This is a genomic window from Paracoccus sp. DMF, assembly GCF_004407025.1.
Classification (GTDB): Bacteria; Pseudomonadota; Alphaproteobacteria; order Rhodobacterales; family Rhodobacteraceae; genus Paracoccus; species Paracoccus aminovorans_B.
Genome location: NZ_SOKV02000027.1, coordinates 1 through 17,440, shown reverse-complemented (window position 1 = coordinate 17,440; position 17,440 = coordinate 1). Strand labels below are relative to the sequence as shown.

15 protein-coding genes are annotated in these 17,440 nt (G+C 66.1%); 8 read left to right on the top strand and 7 right to left on the bottom strand.

Annotated elements, in window-relative coordinates; genetic code table 11:
• The first annotated feature begins 11 nt into the window (after positions 1 to 11).
• The 4 genes from E3D03_RS13875 (at position 12) to E3D03_RS13860 (ending at position 4,923) form a co-directional block, all read left to right on the top strand.
• Positions 12 to 1,562, top strand: a complete 1,551-nt coding sequence (locus E3D03_RS13875; protein WP_263567422.1) for an AMP-binding protein — start codon at positions 12 to 14, stop codon at positions 1,560 to 1,562.
• 46 nt (positions 1,563 to 1,608) lie between these two features.
• Complete coding sequence (locus tag E3D03_RS13870; protein ID WP_263567421.1) at positions 1,609 to 2,808, top strand: ABC transporter substrate-binding protein; 1,200 nt, start codon at positions 1,609 to 1,611, stop codon at positions 2,806 to 2,808.
• 296 nt (positions 2,809 to 3,104) lie between these two features.
• Positions 3,105 to 3,884, top strand: coding sequence for an enoyl-CoA hydratase-related protein (locus tag E3D03_RS13865; RefSeq protein WP_263567420.1), 780 nt, complete (start codon positions 3,105 to 3,107; stop codon positions 3,882 to 3,884).
• A gap of 22 nt (positions 3,885 to 3,906) precedes the next feature.
• Entirely contained in the window at positions 3,907 to 4,923 is a 1,017-nt protein-coding gene (locus E3D03_RS13860; protein WP_263567419.1) for an NADP-dependent oxidoreductase, read from the top strand.
• Positions 4,924 to 4,984: 61 nt separating this feature from the next.
• Here the strand turns inward: E3D03_RS13860 and E3D03_RS13855 are convergent, their stop codons facing one another.
• Both E3D03_RS13855 and E3D03_RS13850 read right to left on the bottom strand, forming a co-directional pair.
• Positions 4,985 to 5,458: a PaaI family thioesterase gene (locus E3D03_RS13855; RefSeq protein ID WP_263567418.1), complete on the bottom strand. Its 474-nt coding sequence runs from the start codon at positions 5,456 to 5,458 to the stop codon at positions 4,985 to 4,987.
• Positions 5,459 to 5,469: 11 nt separating this feature from the next.
• A complete protein-coding gene (locus E3D03_RS13850) occupies positions 5,470 to 6,231 on the bottom strand; it encodes a glucose 1-dehydrogenase (RefSeq protein WP_263567417.1) in 762 nt (253 codons plus the stop codon).
• A gap of 275 nt (positions 6,232 to 6,506) precedes the next feature.
• Between E3D03_RS13850 and E3D03_RS13845 the strand changes: the two genes are divergently transcribed.
• Both E3D03_RS13845 and E3D03_RS13840 read left to right on the top strand, forming a co-directional pair.
• Positions 6,507 to 7,415 carry a 3-keto-5-aminohexanoate cleavage protein gene (locus E3D03_RS13845; protein ID WP_263567416.1) on the top strand — a complete coding sequence of 303 codons (909 nt, stop codon included), beginning with the start codon at positions 6,507 to 6,509 and terminating at the stop codon, positions 7,413 to 7,415.
• Positions 7,402 to 8,310, top strand: coding sequence for an SDR family oxidoreductase (locus tag E3D03_RS13840; protein WP_263567415.1), 909 nt, complete (start codon positions 7,402 to 7,404; stop codon positions 8,308 to 8,310). Before E3D03_RS13845 ends, E3D03_RS13840 begins: the two co-directional genes overlap by 14 nt.
• Positions 8,311 to 8,376: 66 nt before the next feature.
• Here E3D03_RS13840 and E3D03_RS13835 read toward each other — a convergent pair whose 3' ends face one another.
• The 5 genes from E3D03_RS13835 to E3D03_RS13815 form a co-directional block, all read right to left on the bottom strand.
• A complete protein-coding gene (locus E3D03_RS13835; RefSeq protein ID WP_263567414.1) occupies positions 8,377 to 10,020 on the bottom strand; it encodes an AMP-binding protein in 1,644 nt (547 codons plus the stop codon).
• A 70-nt stretch (positions 10,021 to 10,090) separates the two neighbouring features.
• Positions 10,091 to 10,786 (bottom strand): ABC transporter ATP-binding protein, encoded by a 696-nt coding sequence (locus E3D03_RS13830; protein ID WP_263567413.1) that lies wholly within the window; start codon positions 10,784 to 10,786, stop codon positions 10,091 to 10,093.
• Positions 10,783 to 11,481, bottom strand: coding sequence for an ABC transporter ATP-binding protein (locus E3D03_RS13825; RefSeq protein WP_263567412.1), 699 nt, complete (start codon positions 11,479 to 11,481; stop codon positions 10,783 to 10,785). Before E3D03_RS13825 ends, E3D03_RS13830 begins: the two co-directional genes overlap by 4 nt.
• Positions 11,478 to 12,473, bottom strand: a complete 996-nt coding sequence (locus tag E3D03_RS13820) for a branched-chain amino acid ABC transporter permease (RefSeq protein ID WP_263567411.1) — start codon at positions 12,471 to 12,473, stop codon at positions 11,478 to 11,480. The genes E3D03_RS13825 and E3D03_RS13820 overlap by 4 nt, the downstream gene beginning before the upstream one ends.
• Positions 12,470 to 13,327, bottom strand: a complete 858-nt coding sequence (locus E3D03_RS13815; RefSeq protein ID WP_263567410.1) for a branched-chain amino acid ABC transporter permease — start codon at positions 13,325 to 13,327, stop codon at positions 12,470 to 12,472. Before E3D03_RS13815 ends, E3D03_RS13820 begins: the two co-directional genes overlap by 4 nt.
• Before the next feature lie 392 nt (positions 13,328 to 13,719).
• Between E3D03_RS13815 and E3D03_RS13810 the strand changes: the two genes are divergently transcribed.
• A complete protein-coding gene (locus tag E3D03_RS13810; RefSeq protein WP_263567409.1) occupies positions 13,720 to 16,515 on the top strand; it encodes a LuxR C-terminal-related transcriptional regulator in 2,796 nt (931 codons plus the stop codon).
• Positions 16,516 to 16,634: 119 nt separating this feature from the next.
• Positions 16,635 to 17,345 (top strand): tyrosine-protein phosphatase, encoded by a 711-nt coding sequence (locus E3D03_RS13805; RefSeq protein WP_263567408.1) that lies wholly within the window; start codon positions 16,635 to 16,637, stop codon positions 17,343 to 17,345.
• Positions 17,346 to 17,440: the final 95 nt, after the last annotated feature.

Here is a 17,440-nt window from a genome sequence, read left to right as displayed (position 1 = left end):
GAGGACAAGCGATGCGCATGACATCGGTATTGCACAACTGCGAAAAACTGCACTCTGCCGCGCCCGCGGCGATCCACGGCGACAGGATCACCACCTGGAAGGAGCTGGTCGGCCGCGTCCGCCGCCAGGCGGGCCTGTTCACCGCGCTGGGTGTCAGGCCGGGCGGCCGGGTGGCGGTGCTGGCACTGAACAACGACCGCTATTTCGAGCTGCTCTATTCGGTCCCGTGGATGGGCGGGGCCATCGTGCCGCTGAACACCCGCTGGTCGCTGGACGAGCTTGACCGCGCCATCAAGGATTGCGGCCCGTCGATCCTGGTGGCGGACGACGCCTTCCTGGACATGGCGCGCCAGCTGATCGCGGACAATCCCGGCCTGCGGGGCATCTTCATCGGCGAGGCGCCCTGCCCCGAGGGTTTCCTTGGTCTGGAATCAGAGCTCGAGCGCCATGCGCCGGTCGATGAGCACCAGGGCTCCGGCGACGACATCTGGGGGATCATGTATACCGGCGGCACGACCGGCCACCCCAAGGGGGTCACGCTGAGCCATACCAACGTGTTCCTTGCCGGGCTGTTTCTGCTTTCGACCTGCGGCTATACCGATGCCACGCGCTATCTGCATATCTGCGGGTTCTTCCACATCATCTCCACCATGCCGCTGGTCGCCATCTCGGTCGCGGGCGGCTGCCACGTGATCGAACCGAAGTTCGATCCCGTCCCGACCATGGCGGTGATCGAAAGGCACAAGGCCAATGCATCGACCTTCGTGCCGACCATGATCAACATGATGCTGCATCATCCGGAATTCGACCGCTATGACCTGACCAGCATGGGGAAGTGCATCTATGGCGGATCGCCCATTCCCGACGTGCTGATCGAACTGATGATCCAAAAGCTGCCGACCTGGGAATTCATCCAGGGCTATGGCCAGACCGAGGTGGCCGGAATCCTGACCTGCCTGCCCTGGGCGGCGCATTTCGGCGAAGGCTCTGCCAACAAGCGCCGGGCCACCGGCCGCAGTGTCTATGGCGCGCATTTCAAGCTGGTCGATCCCGATGGCAACGAAGTCCCGGCCGGGGTGTCGGGCGAGGTGGTGGTGCGCGGCCTCAACGTGATGAAGGGCTATTGGAACAACCCCAAGGCCACCGGCGAGGCGATCCGCGACGGCTGGCTTCATACCGGCGACGTCGCCGTGATGGACGAGGACGGCTATATCACCGTCGTCGACCGCCTGAAGGACATGATCGTCTCGGGCGGCGAGAATGTCTATTCGGTCGAAGTCGAGAACGCGATCCGCTCGCATCCCGCCGTGCAGGAATGCGCCGTCATCGGCCGTCCCGATCCGCGCTGGGGCGAGGCGGTCCATGCGGTCGTCGTGCTGAAGCCCGGCCAGACCGCCTGCGAAAGCGAGCTGATCGCCCACAGCCACAGCCGCATCGCCAATTACAAATGCCCCCGCTCGGTCGAGATTCTGGAGGAAATGCCCATGTCGGCGGCGGGCAAGATCCAAAAGGGGCATCTGCGCGAACGCTTCTGGGCAGAGCAAAAGCGAAGCGTTCACTAGCTTTTTCGACAGCCTGCGGAACGCTCATCAAAACTGGGAGGATATAATGAGCAAACGTTTTTTGGCCGCGCTGGCCGTGGCCGGAACGGCAATTCTCGCGCCGCCCGAGGTGCGCGCCGAAGAGGTGCTGAAGATCGGCGCCCTGCTGATCGACACCGGCCCGCTTGCCGGATTCTACGAAGGCCATGCCAGGGCGCTGGAACTTGCCGAAACCGACCTGAATGAAAACCGCGCGCCGGGCGCGCCCCGGATTGAGATCCGCCGCGCGACCTATGCGGGCACGCCGGAAACGGCATTGCAAGCCGCGTCGCGGCTGGCCAAAGAGGACGGGGTGCAGGTCATCACCGGCATGATGCCTTCGTCCACCTCGATCATCCTTGCCGCGCGGGCCGAGGCCCTGAACGTCGCCGTGCTGGACGGCTTTGCGCAGGCCGCATCCCTGACCGGCGAGCATTGCCGCAAGAACTACTTCCATATCGCCACCACCGACCACCTGGTGCTGAGCGCCTATGACCAGATGATCGCCGAGAAGGGCCCGATCTCCTGGGACATCCTTGCCGCCGATTACACGACCGGCCGCAATGCCTCGGAATCCTTCCAGAAGATGGCGGCCGCACATGGCGCTTCGATCGGCCATGTCGCCTATGCACCGCTGGGGACGAGCGATTTCGGCACGTCGATCACCCAACTGGCGGCCTCGCCCTCCAAGGGGCTGTTCATCTCGACCTTCGGGTCGGATGCGATCAGTTTTGCCAAGCAACAGCGCCAATTCAAGCTGGACCAGAAATACGACATCATCCTGGGCCATAGCTATATTACCCGCACGACACTGGGCGGCCAGGCGGACAACGTGATCGGGAACTACCAGACCTTCGGCTGGCTTGCCGACTTCCCGACCGAGGACAGCAGGACATTCGCGGACCGCTATGCGGACAAGTTCGACGCGATTCCCGATTATGTCGCGGCCGATCAATATATCGCGGTGCAGGCGGCCCAGGCGGCCGCACAAAAGGCCGGAAGCCTTCAGGCCGCGGACATCGCTTCCGCCCTTTCCGGCCTGACCTTCCGGTCGCTGCTGGGAGAATTGACGATCCGGGCCGAAGACCACCAACTGCTGCGTCCCGTGGTGATTTCCCAGGTCGTGATGACGGACGGAAAACCCGACCTTGCCGTCCAGACCATCGTTCCCTGGGAAAAGGTGGCCGGAAACCCGAACCCGGAGTGCAAGCTCGGCAGCGCTTCGTGATCCTGACCGGGCCGCTGCAAGGACAATTGTGCCGCATTCATGATGCGGCACATTCTGGTAAACGCCTGGCCAGAGCAGCGCGAACAACCCCTTTGGGGCGAATTGTCCCGGCCCAGGAATGCAGGCCCGCCCCTCGCCAGGCGGCCGGGAATGCGCCGGCTGGCCCGGCCTGCGGTTCTTCGTTGCAGAGGGTCGGCGCGGGCAGAAATCGGCCCATGCAGCGGCAGGGCTTGCTATTTGTTTGCATGCTTACCATACTCCTCGAAAATCAATTCCGAAGCCGGCAAGAGGCGAGCATGCTGCAAGACCCCGTCCTCGTGGACGATACCAATCCGCGGGTAGCCGTCATCCGGCTGAACCGTCCCGAGCGGCTGAATGCCTTCGACGACGCTGCGGTCGATGCGTTCTTCGCCGCGCTCGACCGGGTCGGCACCTCGGAAGCCAGCGCCGTCATCGTCACCGGCGAGGGGCGCGGCTTCTGCGCGGGATTCGACCTAAAGGCTGCGGATGAAACCAGCAGCGATGCGGTCGAAACCGCCGCGCATTGGACAGGCCGCCAGGAGCATTTCGCCGGGCTGGTCACGCGGCTGCGGGCGCTGCGCCAGCCAGTGATCGCCGCAGTCAATGGTCCGGCCTGCGGCGCCGGGCTGGGCCTGGCGCTGGGTTGCGACCTGCGCATCTGCTCGGACCGGGCGAAATTCAATGCGGCCTTCATCAAGGTTGGAATGACCAGTTGCGACATTGGCGTCAGCTACCTGCTGCCGCGCGCCATCGGCACCTCGCGCGCCTTCGAGATGATGCTGACCGGCCGCATGGTTGGCGCCGAGGAAGCCGGCCGCATCGGGCTGGTGCACCTGACCACCACTGCCGAGGGCCTGTTGCCGGCCGCCTTCGAACTTGCCGAAACCATTGCCGGGAACGGCCGGTTGAATACCTGGCTGACCAAGCGCGGCATGTGGGCCAATCTGGAAGCCGGCAGCCTCGCCGCCGCGATCGAGCTGGAGAACCGCAGCCAGATCCTGATGCAGGGCACCGGCAATCTTGAGCGCGTGGCCCGTCAACGCGGCTTCCTGTAGACCTTCACCAGAGGAAAGCAGCATGAAAACCAACCGCGGCTGGGTGCTGGACAGCCATCCCGAAGGGCCGGCGCGGGCCGAGAATTTCCGGCTGGTCGAAACTCCGGTTCCCGAGCCCGGCCCGGGCCAGATCCTGGTCCGCACGCGGTGGCTGTCCATGGACCCCTATATGCGCGGCCGCATCAGCCCGGCGAAGAACTATGCCGCCGGCGTTCGTCCGGGCGAGATCATGCATGGCGGCGGGGTGGGCGAGGTCGTCGTCTCGAACCATCCCGGCTGGCAGGCGGGCGATCTGGTCGAGTCGATGAACCTCGGCTGGCAGGAATATGCGGTGATCGCACCCGACCAGGGCGGCACCGCCGCCGCCAACCGTGTGCTGCCCGGCACACCGCCGCAGGCCGCGCTCTCATGGTTGGGAATGCCGGGCTTGACCGCCTATATCGGCCTGTTCGAGATCGGCCGCCCCAAGCCGGGCGACACGGTGGTGGTCTCGGCCGCCTCGGGCGCGGTCGGGCAGATTGCGGGCCAGATCGCCCGGCTGATGGGCGCGCGGGTGGTCGCCATCGCCGGCAGCGACGACAAGCTGGATTATTGCCGCTCGATCGGCTTCGATGCCGGGATCAACTATCGCACTGCGCCGGATCTGACCGCCGCCATCGCCGCGGCCTGCCCCGAGGGCGTCGATTTCTTTTTCGACAATACCGGCGGGCCGATCCACGATGCGGTTCTGGCCAATCTTGCGAATTTCGCCCGGGTGGCCATCGTCGGGCGCATCGCCGTCATCGACAAGCCGGCGTCCGAGGACATCGGCCTGCGCTCCAGCGCCCGGCTGGTCGTGACCCGCGCCACGGTCCAGGGGCTGGTCGTCTTTGACTGGTGGCATCGTCGGGACGAGGCCTTCGCCCATCTGCTGAAATGGCACCGCCAGGGCCATCTGCAATTCCGCGAGGATATCCTCGAGGGCATCGGCGCGGCGCCCGAGGCGTTCCTGCGCATGATGTCCGGACGCAATAACGGCAAGCAGCTGGTCCGGCTTTAGCAGGGTCGGCCCATGCCGCTTTCCGATGCCGCCCCACCATCGGCGGGGCGGCGAGCCGCAATCAGGCCGCCCCTGCCGGCGGCTTTTCCGCATCGCGCGGGTGTCCGATGCGATAGACCACGCTGGCGCGCACCGAGGGCACCCCGTCCGCGGTCAGCACGCACTGGCTGAACAGGATGTTACGGGTGCGACGCAGGATGTCGGGCTGCGCCTCGACCCACTGCCCCAGCAGGACCGGCGCGAAGTAATCCAGCGACATCGAGATCGTCGGATTGACTTCCGCCAGGTCCTGGCTGCGGCTGATCGGCGTGATGTTCATGTCGGCCAGCGTCGCCAGAACCCCGCCATGGCACATGCCGGCGCGATTGAGGTGGCGGCGCTGGACACGAAAGCCGATGGCCGGCGCATCCTTGTCCAGCCGGACATAATACGGCCCCGACAACCGTTCGGATTCGGAACTGTCCACCAAGGGCACGAAGCCGGGAGGCGGATCGTCCGCCTCTTCGGCCTGCGCCGGGATCGGCTGATCGTTCATCGCCACTACCGTCAGATCATGTTCATCCCGCCCGAAACCGAGATGGTCTGGCCGGTGATGAACCCCGCGTCATCGGACGCCAGGAAAGCGACGATGCCGGCATAATCCTCGGGTTCGCCCATGCGGCGCAGCGGGATGCCGCGCACCATGGCATCCTTCCATTTCACCGCATCCTCGCCGGTGCCCAGCACCGAGGCCATCATCGGCGTATTGGTCGGCCCCGGGCAGACCGTGTTCAGCAGCACGTTGCTGCGCGCCAGCTCTCGCGCCATGGACTTGGTAAAGGCGATCACGCCGCCCTTGCAGGCGGAATAGACCGCCTCGGTCGAGGTGCCGACGCGGGCCGCATCCGACGCGATGTTGATGACCCGACCGCCCTTGCGGCCGACCATATGCGGGCAGACCGCCTTGTGGGTGTTCAGCGGACCGCGCAGGTTGATGGCGATGATCTTGTCCCAGAGATCGCTGTCGGTTTGCAGGAACATCGCGGGCTTGTCCCAGCCGGCATTGTTCACCAGCACCCAGATCGGGCCGACATTCGCCTCGACATCGGCGACCGCGGCATTGACCGCAGCCTCGTCCGCCACGTCCAGGCCATAGATCTTGACCTCGACGCCATTGGCGCGGGCCTCGGTGGCGGTTTCCTCGGCCAGTTCGGGCTTCAGATCGAAGATGGCGACGTTATAACCTTCCTTGGCGAGGCGCAGGGTGATGGCACGCCCGATTCCCTGCCCGCCACCGGTGACGATGGCGGTCTTGGTTGTGCTGGACATTGGTTTCTCCTCCGATGGCCGTAATACAGGATGAGCCCGGCGGACAATCCTTGCCCTGCCGTGAATTTAGCATGGATACGATATGCTAGCGTATATTTCTTGGCAACAGATTTTTTTGCGCCCTCGCCACGCACGCCGCTTTACAGATATTGTTCTGTACAATATCATAATCAAGCAAACAATATGCGCCAAAGGCGGCGGCCATTGCCAGATGCGCCGGTGCCCGCGTGATCCTTGAGGAGGAGGAAGCCTTGCAACCATCCAGGAAGGTTATCGTGAGTTGCGCCATCACCGGCTCGATTCACACCCCGACGATGAGCCCCTACCTGCCGGTCAGCGCCGAAACCATCGGCACCCAGGCCATCGACGCCGCCCGCGCCGGCGCGGCGATCCTGCACCTGCACGCCCGCGTCGAAGGCACCGGCGCCCCCTCGCAAAAGCCCGAGGACTATGCCCGCTTCCTGCCGCGCATCCGCGACAATTGCGACGCGGTGGTCAACATCACCACCGGCGGCGGCCTTGGCATGTCGCTCGAGGACCGGCTGGCCCCGGCGCTGGCCTTCGCGCCCGAGCTTGCCTCGATGAACATGGGCTCGCTGAACTTCAACATCTCGGGCGCTGCCGCGAAGATCAAGGCGTTCCAGCACGACTGGGAACGCCCCTATCTGGAGATGACCAAGGATTTCATCCTGTCGAACACCTTCACCCAGATCGAGCGCGGCATCCGCGCCCTGTCCGAACAGGGCACCCGCTTCGAATATGAATGCTACGATATCGGCCATCTCTACAACCTGGCGCATTTCCTGGACCGCGGGCTGGTCGATGGGCCGCTGTTCGTGCAGGGCGTGTTCGGCATTCTCGGCGGGATCACCGCCGAAGCCGAGCACCTGCTGCATATGCGCCGCACCGCCGACCGGCTGTTCGGCGACCAGTATGTCATGTCGGTGCTGGCGGCAGGCCGCCACCAGATGACGATGGCCGTGACCAACGCCACGCTGGGCGGCCATGTGCGCGTCGGGCTGGAGGACAGCATCTATATCGGCAAGGGCGAACTGGCCAAGTCGAATGCCGAACAGGTCGAGAAGATCACCCGTATCCTGAACGAACTGTCGATCGAAACCGCCACCCCGGACGAAGCTCGCGCGATGCTGGGTCTGAAAGGAGCCGCTCATGTCAAGTTCTGAGATCCGCGCGCAAAGCCCCTACAAGCCCGACCTGCTGGCGGGCAAGCGCATCCTGGTCACCGGCGGCGGCACCGGCCTGGGGCTGGAAATGTCGCGCGGCTTTTCCGCGCTTGGCGCCCATGTCTTCATCTGCGGCCGGCGCGAGGACGTGCTGGCCGAGGCCTGCAAGACCATCGCGGCCGAAGGCGGCGCGGCCGACTATCTCATCACCAATGTCCGCGACCCGGAAAGCGTCGATGCGACCGTGGCCAAGATCTGGGAAAGCGGCCCGCTGACCGGACTGGTCAACAATGCCGCGGCGAATTTCATCGCGCCCACCGAGACGCTGAGCCCGCGCGGCTACCAGGCGATCACCCAGACGGTCATGGACGGCTCGTTCTTCGCCACGCTGGCCTGCGGCAAGCGCTGGATCGCCGGCGGGCTGCCGGGCACCGTGCTGTCGAACCTGGTGACCTGGGTCTGGACCGGCTCGGCCTTCGTCACGCCCTCGGCAATGTCCAAGGCGGCGATCCAGGCGATGACCATGTCGCTGGCGGTCGAATGGGGGCCGAAGAACATCCGCCTGAACGCCATCGCGCCAGGCCCGTTCCCGACCCCGAACGCCTGGGAAAAGCTGAACCCGATCCCGGGCTCGTCGGTCGGCGCGACGCAAAAGGAAAAGGTGCCGCTGCGCCGCTTCGGCGAGATGCACGAACTGCGCAACCTGACCGCCTTCCTGATGTCGGATGCCTGCACCTATATCAACGGCGCCACCATCGCCGTGGATGGCGGCCACCACCTGGCCGCGCCCTCGACCTTCGCCGATCTTTCGGACATGAGCGCCGAGGACTGGGCGGCGGCGCGCGAGGCGCTGCGAGCTTCGGCCGAAAAGGAAAAGCAGGGCCGCAAGGCCTGATCCTTTTCCCGCACCAACAGGAAAGCCCGCCGGACGGCGGGCCTTTTCGTTTCTCGTCCGGGCGGATCAGGCGCTGGCGCGCCGGTTGTAGTGATCGGCATAGATCTCGCGCAGGTCCATCTTGCGGACCTTTCCGGTCGCGCTCAGCGGGAACGCGGCAATCTGCACCACATCGTCGGGCACCCACCATTTCGCCACCTGGCTGCCGATCAGGTCCAGGATGGCCTTCGCGTCCAGCACCGCGCCCTCGTGCAGTTGCACGATCAGCAACGGCCGCTCCTGCCATTTGGGATGACTGACCGCGATCGCGGCAGCCTGGACCACGTCGGGGTGGCTGGCGGCGATTTTTTCAAGGTCGGAGGAGCTGATCCACTCGCCGCCCGACTTGATGAGATCCTTGTCGCGGTCCACGATCTTCAGATAGCCGTCCGGGTCGATGGTGGCGATGTCGCCGGTGATCAGCCAGCCGTCGCGGTCCAGCGTGCAATTCTCGGGCTGGTTCAGATAGCCCTTGGCCGCCCACTGGCCCCGGACGCGCAGATGGCCCCGGGTCTGGCCGTCGCGCGGCAGCACATTGCCCTCATCATCGACGATCCGGATGCGGGTCAACGCGGTCTGGCGGCCGTCCTTCAGCAGGTAGGGCATCCGCTCCTCCAGCGGCAGGTCGGCGTGGGAACTCAGCAGCGCGCCCGAGGTGCCGAACATGCATTCCGTCATGCCCCAGGTGTGGGTGGTGGCGATGCCGTTCTCGTGCAGCCAGGCGATCAGCCGCGGCGCCGCACCAGCGCCCGAGGTCACGACGGATTCGAGCCTGCCCAGATCCAGCCCCGTCGCCCGGACATGCTCGATGATGTTGGTCAGGATCGAGGGCACCATGGCCGCGCAGGTCACGCCCTCGGCCGCGATGATCCTCTGCAGGTTTTCAGGCGACAGGTCGCGGCCCGGCAGCACCAGCGGAACCCCGGCGTAAAGCGCGCCGAAGGGAAAGTTCCAGGCGTTCGAATGGAACATCGGCGCGACGGCCAGCAGGACGGGCTTGCCGCGGCGCGTCGGCGGCAGCCAGCCCATCGAGGTGAAGGTCATCGTCTGCAAGACCGTCGCCCGATGCGAATAGACCACGCCCTTGGGCAGCCCGGTCGTTCCCGAAGTGAAGCAGATGGTCGAGGCGGAACGTTCGTCGAATTCCGGCCACTGGAATTCCGACGATTCCGCCGCCAGCCAGTCCTCGTAGGATTCCAGGACCAGCGGCCCGCCGTCGGGCAGGTTCCCGCGCGGCTCGAGCACGACGAAATGGCGCACATGCGGCAGTTTCCCGGCAAGCTCGACCGCGCGGGGCACGAGATCCGCGTCAAGGAACAGCACCTCGGCCGCGCCTTCGTTGAGGATATATTCCAGATGCTCGGTGGTCAGGCGCGGGTTGACGGTATGGATCGGACAACCCATCCCGGTCGCGCCATAGAAGATCTCCATGTGCCGATGCGTGTTCCAGGCCAGGGTGGCGACCCGCTTGCCCAGCGCCATGCCGCGCGCCGTCAGGGCATTGGCGAGTTGCTTGCTGCGCCGGTTCATGTCCAGAAAGCTGTAGCAGTGCCGCTGGCCCGCCAGATCGTAGGAGACGATTTCCGTCCGCCCATGCGCCTCGGCCCCATGCTCATTGACCGCGGAGATCAGCAGCGGCAGGTCCATGCTCAGGCCCAGAAGATGTGACATTGCGTTCCTCCCCGCCCGCGGACTGCGCCGCGGGCCGATTTCGGTCGGGCCCCGGCCGGGGCCCGAATGCCTAAAGTTCAAACAGGGGGGCGTATTCCTCGGCCGCCATGGCGGCGCTGTCGCCGCCGCCCCGGATCTCGCCCTTCGCCATCACCACGAAGCGGTCGGTGACCGCCCGGATCAGCGCATGGTGCTGCTCGACCACCAGGATTCCGGTGCCGCTGGCGCGCACCTTCAAGAGCGCCTCGGTCAGGACATCGACCAGCACGGGCGCCAGCCCCTCGGTCGGCTCGTCCAGGACCAGCACCTCGGGATTGGCCATCAGCGCCCGGCCGATGGCCAGCATCTGCAACTGCCCGCCCGACAGCGCCACGCCGGGCTGGCGGGCACGCTCGCGCAGGATCGGGAACAGGTCGAAGACGGCGTCCAGGTTCCAGTCGCCCTTGCGGCCCGTCGCCAGGCTCATGCACAGGTTTTCCTGCACCGTCAGATTGGGCAGGATCATCCGCCCCTGCGGCGAGAACGACACGCCCAGATGCGCGGCGCGATAGGCGGGCAGCCGGTCGATACGGGTTCCGGCAACATGGATCTCGCCACCGAAAATGCGGGTCTGGCCGAAGATCGACAGCAGCAGCGTCGATTTACCGGCACCATTGCGCCCCAGGACGCCGACGGATTCCCCGCGGTCCACCGATAGCGACAGGTTGCGCAGGATGGTTGCCTTGCCATAGCCCGAGGACAGGTCCGTGATTTCCAGAAAGCTCATGCTGCGGTCCCCAGATAGGCGGCCACGACCTGCGGATTGGCGCGAATCTCGGCCGGGGTGCCGGTGGCAAGATGGCGGCCAAGATCCAGCACGGTCACCACGTCCGACAGCGCGAACACCGCCTCGACGTCATGCTCGACCACGACGGCGGCAATGTTGCGCTCGGCCGCCAGCTTGCGCAGGTGACGAAACAGATTGGCCGTTTCTTCCGCGGAAAGCCCGGCGCCCGGCTCGTCCAGCAGCAGGATGTCCGGCATGCCGATCAGGCCAAGCGCGACATCGACGCGGCGCTGGACGCCATAGGCGGCGCGGGTGGCCTCGACATTCAAGACTTCGCGCAGGTCCATGGTGTCGATGATCGCGTCCAGGTCGGGTTCGTCCAGATGCTTGGCGACCAGGTCGAGTTGTTCGAAAACGGTCAGGCCGGGAAAGATCGAGGTCTTCTGGAAGGCCCGCGCCATGCCGTTCTTGCGGCGCCACTGGATGGTCTCGCGGCTGATGTCGCGGTCCTTGTAGAAGATGCGCCCGGCACTGGGCCGGCGCTTGCCGACGATCGCGTCCATGAAGGTGGATTTCCCGGCGCCGTTCGGTCCGATGATGGCATGGACCTGGCCGCGTTGGCCCAGATCGACCGAGATGTCGGTCAGCGCCTTGAACGCGCCATAGGCGACGGTCAGATTCTCGACGCGGATCATGCCCGGCCTCCTTTCCGGCGCAAAAGCCGCAGCGGATGCAGGATGCCGCGCGGGATGAACAGCATGACCAGGATCACGGCGATGCCGGTGAACAGCTGGGAATAGCCCATCGCGCCGAATTCGCTGATTGCCCAGGTATAGAGGACGCCGCCGATGACCGGGCCGACGACCGAAGACACGCCGCCGGTGATCGCGGCCAGCAGGGCGTTGGTCGAGGTGATGATGCTGAACATTTCGGGCGAGGCGAAGCCGCTTGCCAAGGCCTGGATCACCCCGGCGACGCCGGCGGCCAGCCCGACCCCGGCAAAGGCGAAGACGCGCGGCCAATAGGTATTGAAGCCGGAAAAGCGCATCCGCTCCTCGTTTTCCTTGATCGCGCGCAGGCGGACCCCGAAATGCGACGACACCACGATCAGGAAGGCCGCGCCGATCACCCAGGTCGCGGACCAGATCAGCGGCCAGATGCGGGCGGGGTCCAGCAGGTCCATCGCCTCGATGCCGAAGACCCGCCCTTCCGGCATGAACAGCAACCCGTCGCTGCCGCCGGTGGTCTTGCGCAGGCTGGGCAGCGCGACCAGATGGCGCATCAGCTCGGCCAGCGACAGGCAGATCATCATGAAGGCCAGCGGCTTCACGCGGATGACGATCGCCCCGACAAGGAAGGCCGCGGCAAGCGTGATCAGCAGCGCCAGCCCCGCCGCCGCCATCGCGGAAAAGCCGAAGCTGTTCACCAGGATGGCGCAGGCGTAGCCGGCGAGGCCGTAATAGGTGGCGATCCCGAACAGCACCAGTCCGCATTGATGCATGACGAAAGCCACGCAAAGCGCCAGGATGCCGGTGATCAGGCCATTGTTCAGCATCGACTGCAGATAGCCCCCCTCCAGATAGCCCGGCAGCAGGAACCCGGCGAGGAAGATCAGCAGCGCAACGCTGCCGAGGATGGGCAGCCGCGCCCGCGAGGCCGCGCGCAGGGACAGGGTGGCGCTGCTCATTCGGCGCTTCCTCCGAAGTTGAAGCCCTGCGGACGCCAGACCAGAATGCCGATCAGCATCAGATAGGGAATAAGGACGGAAATCTCGTGCAGGTAAACGGTGCCGAAGGTTTGCAGGAACCCGAAGATCAGGGCCGCAAGGATCGCCCCCCAGATCGAGCCGGTGCCCCCGATGACCACCACGATCATGCAGGTGATGATCATCGCCACGTCCATACCGGGGTCGATGGACAGATAGGGTCCGACCAGCACCCCGGCGAGCCCCGCAAAGGCGGTCGAGAGGGTCGAGATCAGCAGGCTCAGCCGGTTGGCGTTGATCCCCATCATCGAGGACACATTCGGCGCATGGCTGACGGCGCGGACGAACATCCCGGTCCGGGTGGCGTTCAGCCAGACCGCCAGCGCGACGACCGAGCAAAGGCCGATCACGGTGATGAACAGCCGATAGACCGGGTAATCCGCCCCGAAGATCTTGACCGAGGAGGCCAGCAGCGGCGGGGCCGACACCGAAAGCGGCGTGCCGCCATAGATCCGGATCACGATCTGCGCGATGACGATGCCGATGCCGAAGGTGATCAGCGCCACCTCGATCTGCTGGCGCTTTTCCAGCGGCCGCAGCACCAGCAGCTCCAGCAGCACGCCAAAGACCGACATGATCAGCGGCACGAGGATCAGCGCCGCCCAGAAATTCAGGCCCGAGGCGATGGTATAGCCCAGATAGGCGCCGACCATGTAGATGGCGCCATGGCCGAAATTCATTACCCTCCGCAGACCGAAAATCAACGCCAGACCGCTTGCCATCATGATATACAGCGACGACACGGCCAGCGCGTTCAGTATCAATGTGGGTATCATTCCCGCCCCTCCCAAAGCGAAGAAAGTCCCGGCAGGCCCGTTGACCAAGACCTTTCCGGTTCCCGCTGCGGCGTATCGGCGATCGGCACAGTCAGGACTTTAAAACGCTAGCAAACTATATGCAAGCAGTCAACATCCTGCCTCGCCATCCGCACATCAATCTCGCGCATGCATCCGCGACTATCGCAACCGGTGCTTCGGGAACTTGGCCGGTCGGGGCAAGCCCGGCCATGTCGCCGAGCATCGACCAGATGCTCGCCGATGCCGAGAGTTGCGCCGCTTCTGCAGCATGATCTCCGCAGCCGACCCCTGGGCCCCGACATAATGGCCTTCCCTGCAAGCAGATAATTCACTAGCATACATTTTAGTCGGAACGCGAGGGGAGGCGCGGGATGAAAGCCGAATCTATCGTGGCCGCGACCGGGGCGGAACCCGTCCTGCCCGGGCCCGCTCTGCACCGGCCCTCGTTGCCACGGAGCGAATCCCAGAGCGGCCTGTTCGCGGCCGCGCCGCCCGTGGTCCATTTCAAGCCGGTCAGGACACGCCTGGTCTCGACCATCCTGCAGCGGCTGGCGGGGGCCGATGCGAAGGCCGCGATGATCGAGTTGATCGTCGCGCCGAACGGCTGGGGCAAGACGGTTGCCGCAAGCCAGATCTATCAGCACTGGGTCGAGGAGCTGAAACACCGGGGGCTGTGGCTGGGGCTCAACCGGGCAAGGACCGATGCGCGGGCGCTTGTCACGCATCTGGCCGCGCGCCTTGATCGTTCCGCCGCCGACGCAAGGGGTGCCCCGTCCCCCGCCGACGCCGGGACCGACCCGTCCCGCCAGTCCCATCTTGCGCATCTGTTGGAACGGCTGCCCCGCCCGGTCCTGATCTGCATCGACAATGCCGATTACTGTGCCGACAGCCGGAATGCCGGCAATTGCCCGGACTTCATCGAAGAGCTGGTCCGGGCCGCGCCCGCGGGGGTGCATCTGCTGGTCACCGCGAATCGCCCGATCGGCAGCGATCTGGCAGCTGCGCGGCTGAACAACCGCCTGCGGCCCCATGGCACGGCCGACCTGGCCCTGACCGAGAACGAGGCCCGCCAGGTTCTGCAGGACGGACTGCGCCCGGTCGAGACCGCGACGCTGGACGCGCTGATCGCCCGGACCGAAGGCTGGGCAGCCGGATTGCGCCTGGGCAGGCTGCTGCTGGACAACGCGCCGGACAGCGCCGCCGCGGCCAGCGGGTTTTCGGGCGATGCCCCCGACCTGCGGTCCTGGTTCGACCATCACGTGCTGGCGGCGGTCCCGGCCGAAACCCGGGACTTCCTGCGTCACGCCTCGCTGTTCGCGCATTTCAGCGCCGCCCAGATGGCCGAGGTCACGGGCATCGCCAATGCCGCTCGGCACCTGTCCATGCTGCTGGACGCGGGCATGTTCATCATTCCCGTCGCGGGGCAGGAACAGACCTATCGGTTTCACACCCTGTTCCTGGACCGGCTGCGGTCCGAGGCCGAGCAGCGCATCCCCGCCGCCCGGCGCCAGGAATGCCACCGCCGCATGGCCGAATGGTCGATGAGGCAAGGCGCCTGGCAGACGGCAATCGACTCGGCCGTCCGGTCCCAGGACCACGGCGTCATCAACGCCGTTCTCGAACAGGCCGCGCCGCGGCTGGTTCGGGACCAGGGCCGCCTGCAGGTCTATATGCGGATCGTGGACGGGCTGCAGGCACAAGGCGTCCCGCTGGGCACCGCAGCGCGTTATTGGTATGCCTTCGCGCAGTCCTTCCACCTGCGCGACGCTGCGGCGGACACGCAGCGGCGGCGGCTGGCGGACCTGCTGGACGCGGCAGGCCCCGGACCTGCCGATTTCCCGCATCGGCTGGCGCATCTGTCGGCCGCCCTTGCCTTTCTGGCCGACGACGTTCCGGCGGCGGGGCGCCGGGCCCAGGCTTGGCTGAACGCGCCCGCGGCCCAAGACCCGTTCGACCGGGGCTGGGTGCTGTCGATCCTCGCGGCCCACCACCTGAGGGCCAATCGCTTGGCCGAGACGCGCGAATGCCTGCGCAGGGCCGCACCGATGATCCGCGAGGCCGGCTCGCCCTATCTGACGGCCTGGTGCGACCTGATCCGCAGCACCGTCTCGGTGCATGAGGGCAACCTGTCCAAGGCGCGCCGGATCATCGACGCGGGACTGGCCGCGGCCGAGCAAAGCATGGGGCCGGATGCGGAGATCTGCGACGCGATCTGCTCGATCGGCTCGAAATGCGCCTTCGAGCAGGGCGACCATCGGGTCGCGCGCGCCTGGCTGGAGCGCGGCCTGCGCAGCATGGACCGCCACGGCGCGGTCGGATCCAGCGCCTATGCCGTCGAAACCGCCATCGCCTTTTGGAACGGCGACGAGACCGATCCCTCGTTCCAGCGGCTTGAGACCCTGATCGGCACCGATGCCCCGCGCCTTGCGCTGACCTTCCGCTGCCTGCTGGCGCGGCGGCTGGTCCAGCTGGGCCGGATGCAGGATGCCGAGGCGGTGGCGCGCGAGATCGACCTGGACATGCGCAAGGCGGTCCTGCGCGGCAATCGCGACGAACAGCCCGCGCGCTTCCGCGACCTGCTGGTGATGACCTCGATCGAGTTGCTGCACGGCCGCGGCGACCATGCCGCATCCCTGAAACTGGCCGGGCAGGAGCTGCGCCGGGCAAGGCACCAGGGCCGGATGCTGCGATGCGTCCGGCTTGAGCTGACCATCATGTCGATCAGCGTCCAGACCGGCCGCCAACCCGAAGCCGTGCGCCATCTCCTGGCCGCGCTGCGGCTGGCCGAACGATGCGGCATCCTGCAGCCGTTCCAGAACCATCGCGCCGTCATCGCGGCGCTTGCCGGCGGGATGGCGCAGCGGCTGGAAAGCTGCTTTCCCCTGCGCGGGGAACGGGCGTTCGTCCGCCGGATCCTGGACCTGCTGGGGCTGGACGAACATCCGGTGGCCCTGCCGTCCGGGGCGGCCGGTCTTTCCCCTGCCCCCCTCAGCGAACGCGAGCACGAGCTGATGCAGCTGGTCGGCAACGGCATGAGCAATTCGATGATCGCACGGACGCTGGGCCTGAGCGAGAACACCGTCAAATGGCACCTCAAGAACGTGTTCTGCAAGCTGGACGTCGCCAACCGGACCTCGGCGGTGCGCCGCTTCACGCAGGATGCATAGCCCGTGCGGAACAGACGGTGCGCGCGATACGCTTCCGCCGGCGGATCGCGGCGCCGCCCCGATTTCACGGGACCGCATGCGATGCATATGATGAGCTGCCATATGGAAAGGGTGTTGCGATGCTGCTGAACTTCCGCGAAGTCTCGGGCCTGCGGGGCCATGACGGGCGCGCGATCCGGCCGGGGATGATCTTTCGCGGCGGCGCTGTCACCGATCCCGCCACGGCCGCGCGCCTCGGGGGCCATGGCGTGACCACGGTCTTCGACCTGCGCAACCGGCGCGAAGAGGCCGCCCGCCCCTCGGCGCTGCGCGAGCTGGGACTGCGCCATCCGCTGCGCCATCACGACATCGACCTTGCCGCGCCCATACGGTTGGTTCGCGACGGCGCCGCCGATGCCGAAAGCAACCGCGCCGCAATGCTGGCGATCTATGGCGACTTCCACAGCGTGTTCCGGCCGACCTTCGAGGCGGCCTTCGCCGATCTGGTGACCGGCGAGGGGCCGGTCTATATCCATTGCGCCGTGGGCAAGGACCGCACCGGCGCCATGACGGCACTGCTGCTGCAGGCGCTCGGGGTCGAGCGCGAGGCGGTCTATCACGATTATCTGCTCAGCAACGGCGCCTATCAAGAAATTGCCGCCAGCGTCCGGGTCCGTCATCCGCACCTGGCTTCCATGGACGATCCGGCACTGCGCCCGGTGCTGCAGGTCGAAGCCGCCTATCTGGACGCCTTCCTGGACAGTATCGGGCCGGCCAAGACCTATCTGCGCCGGAAGATCGGGCTGGACGAGGCGGCGTTTGCTGCCTTGCGGCGGCGCTTTCTGGAGTGACCGCGCGGTCGCACGCGAAAAGCGCGCCTATGGCATCGCCCCCCTATTCTGCGACAGAGTGGGGGCTGCCGGGCGGGGCGATCACATATTCGGGT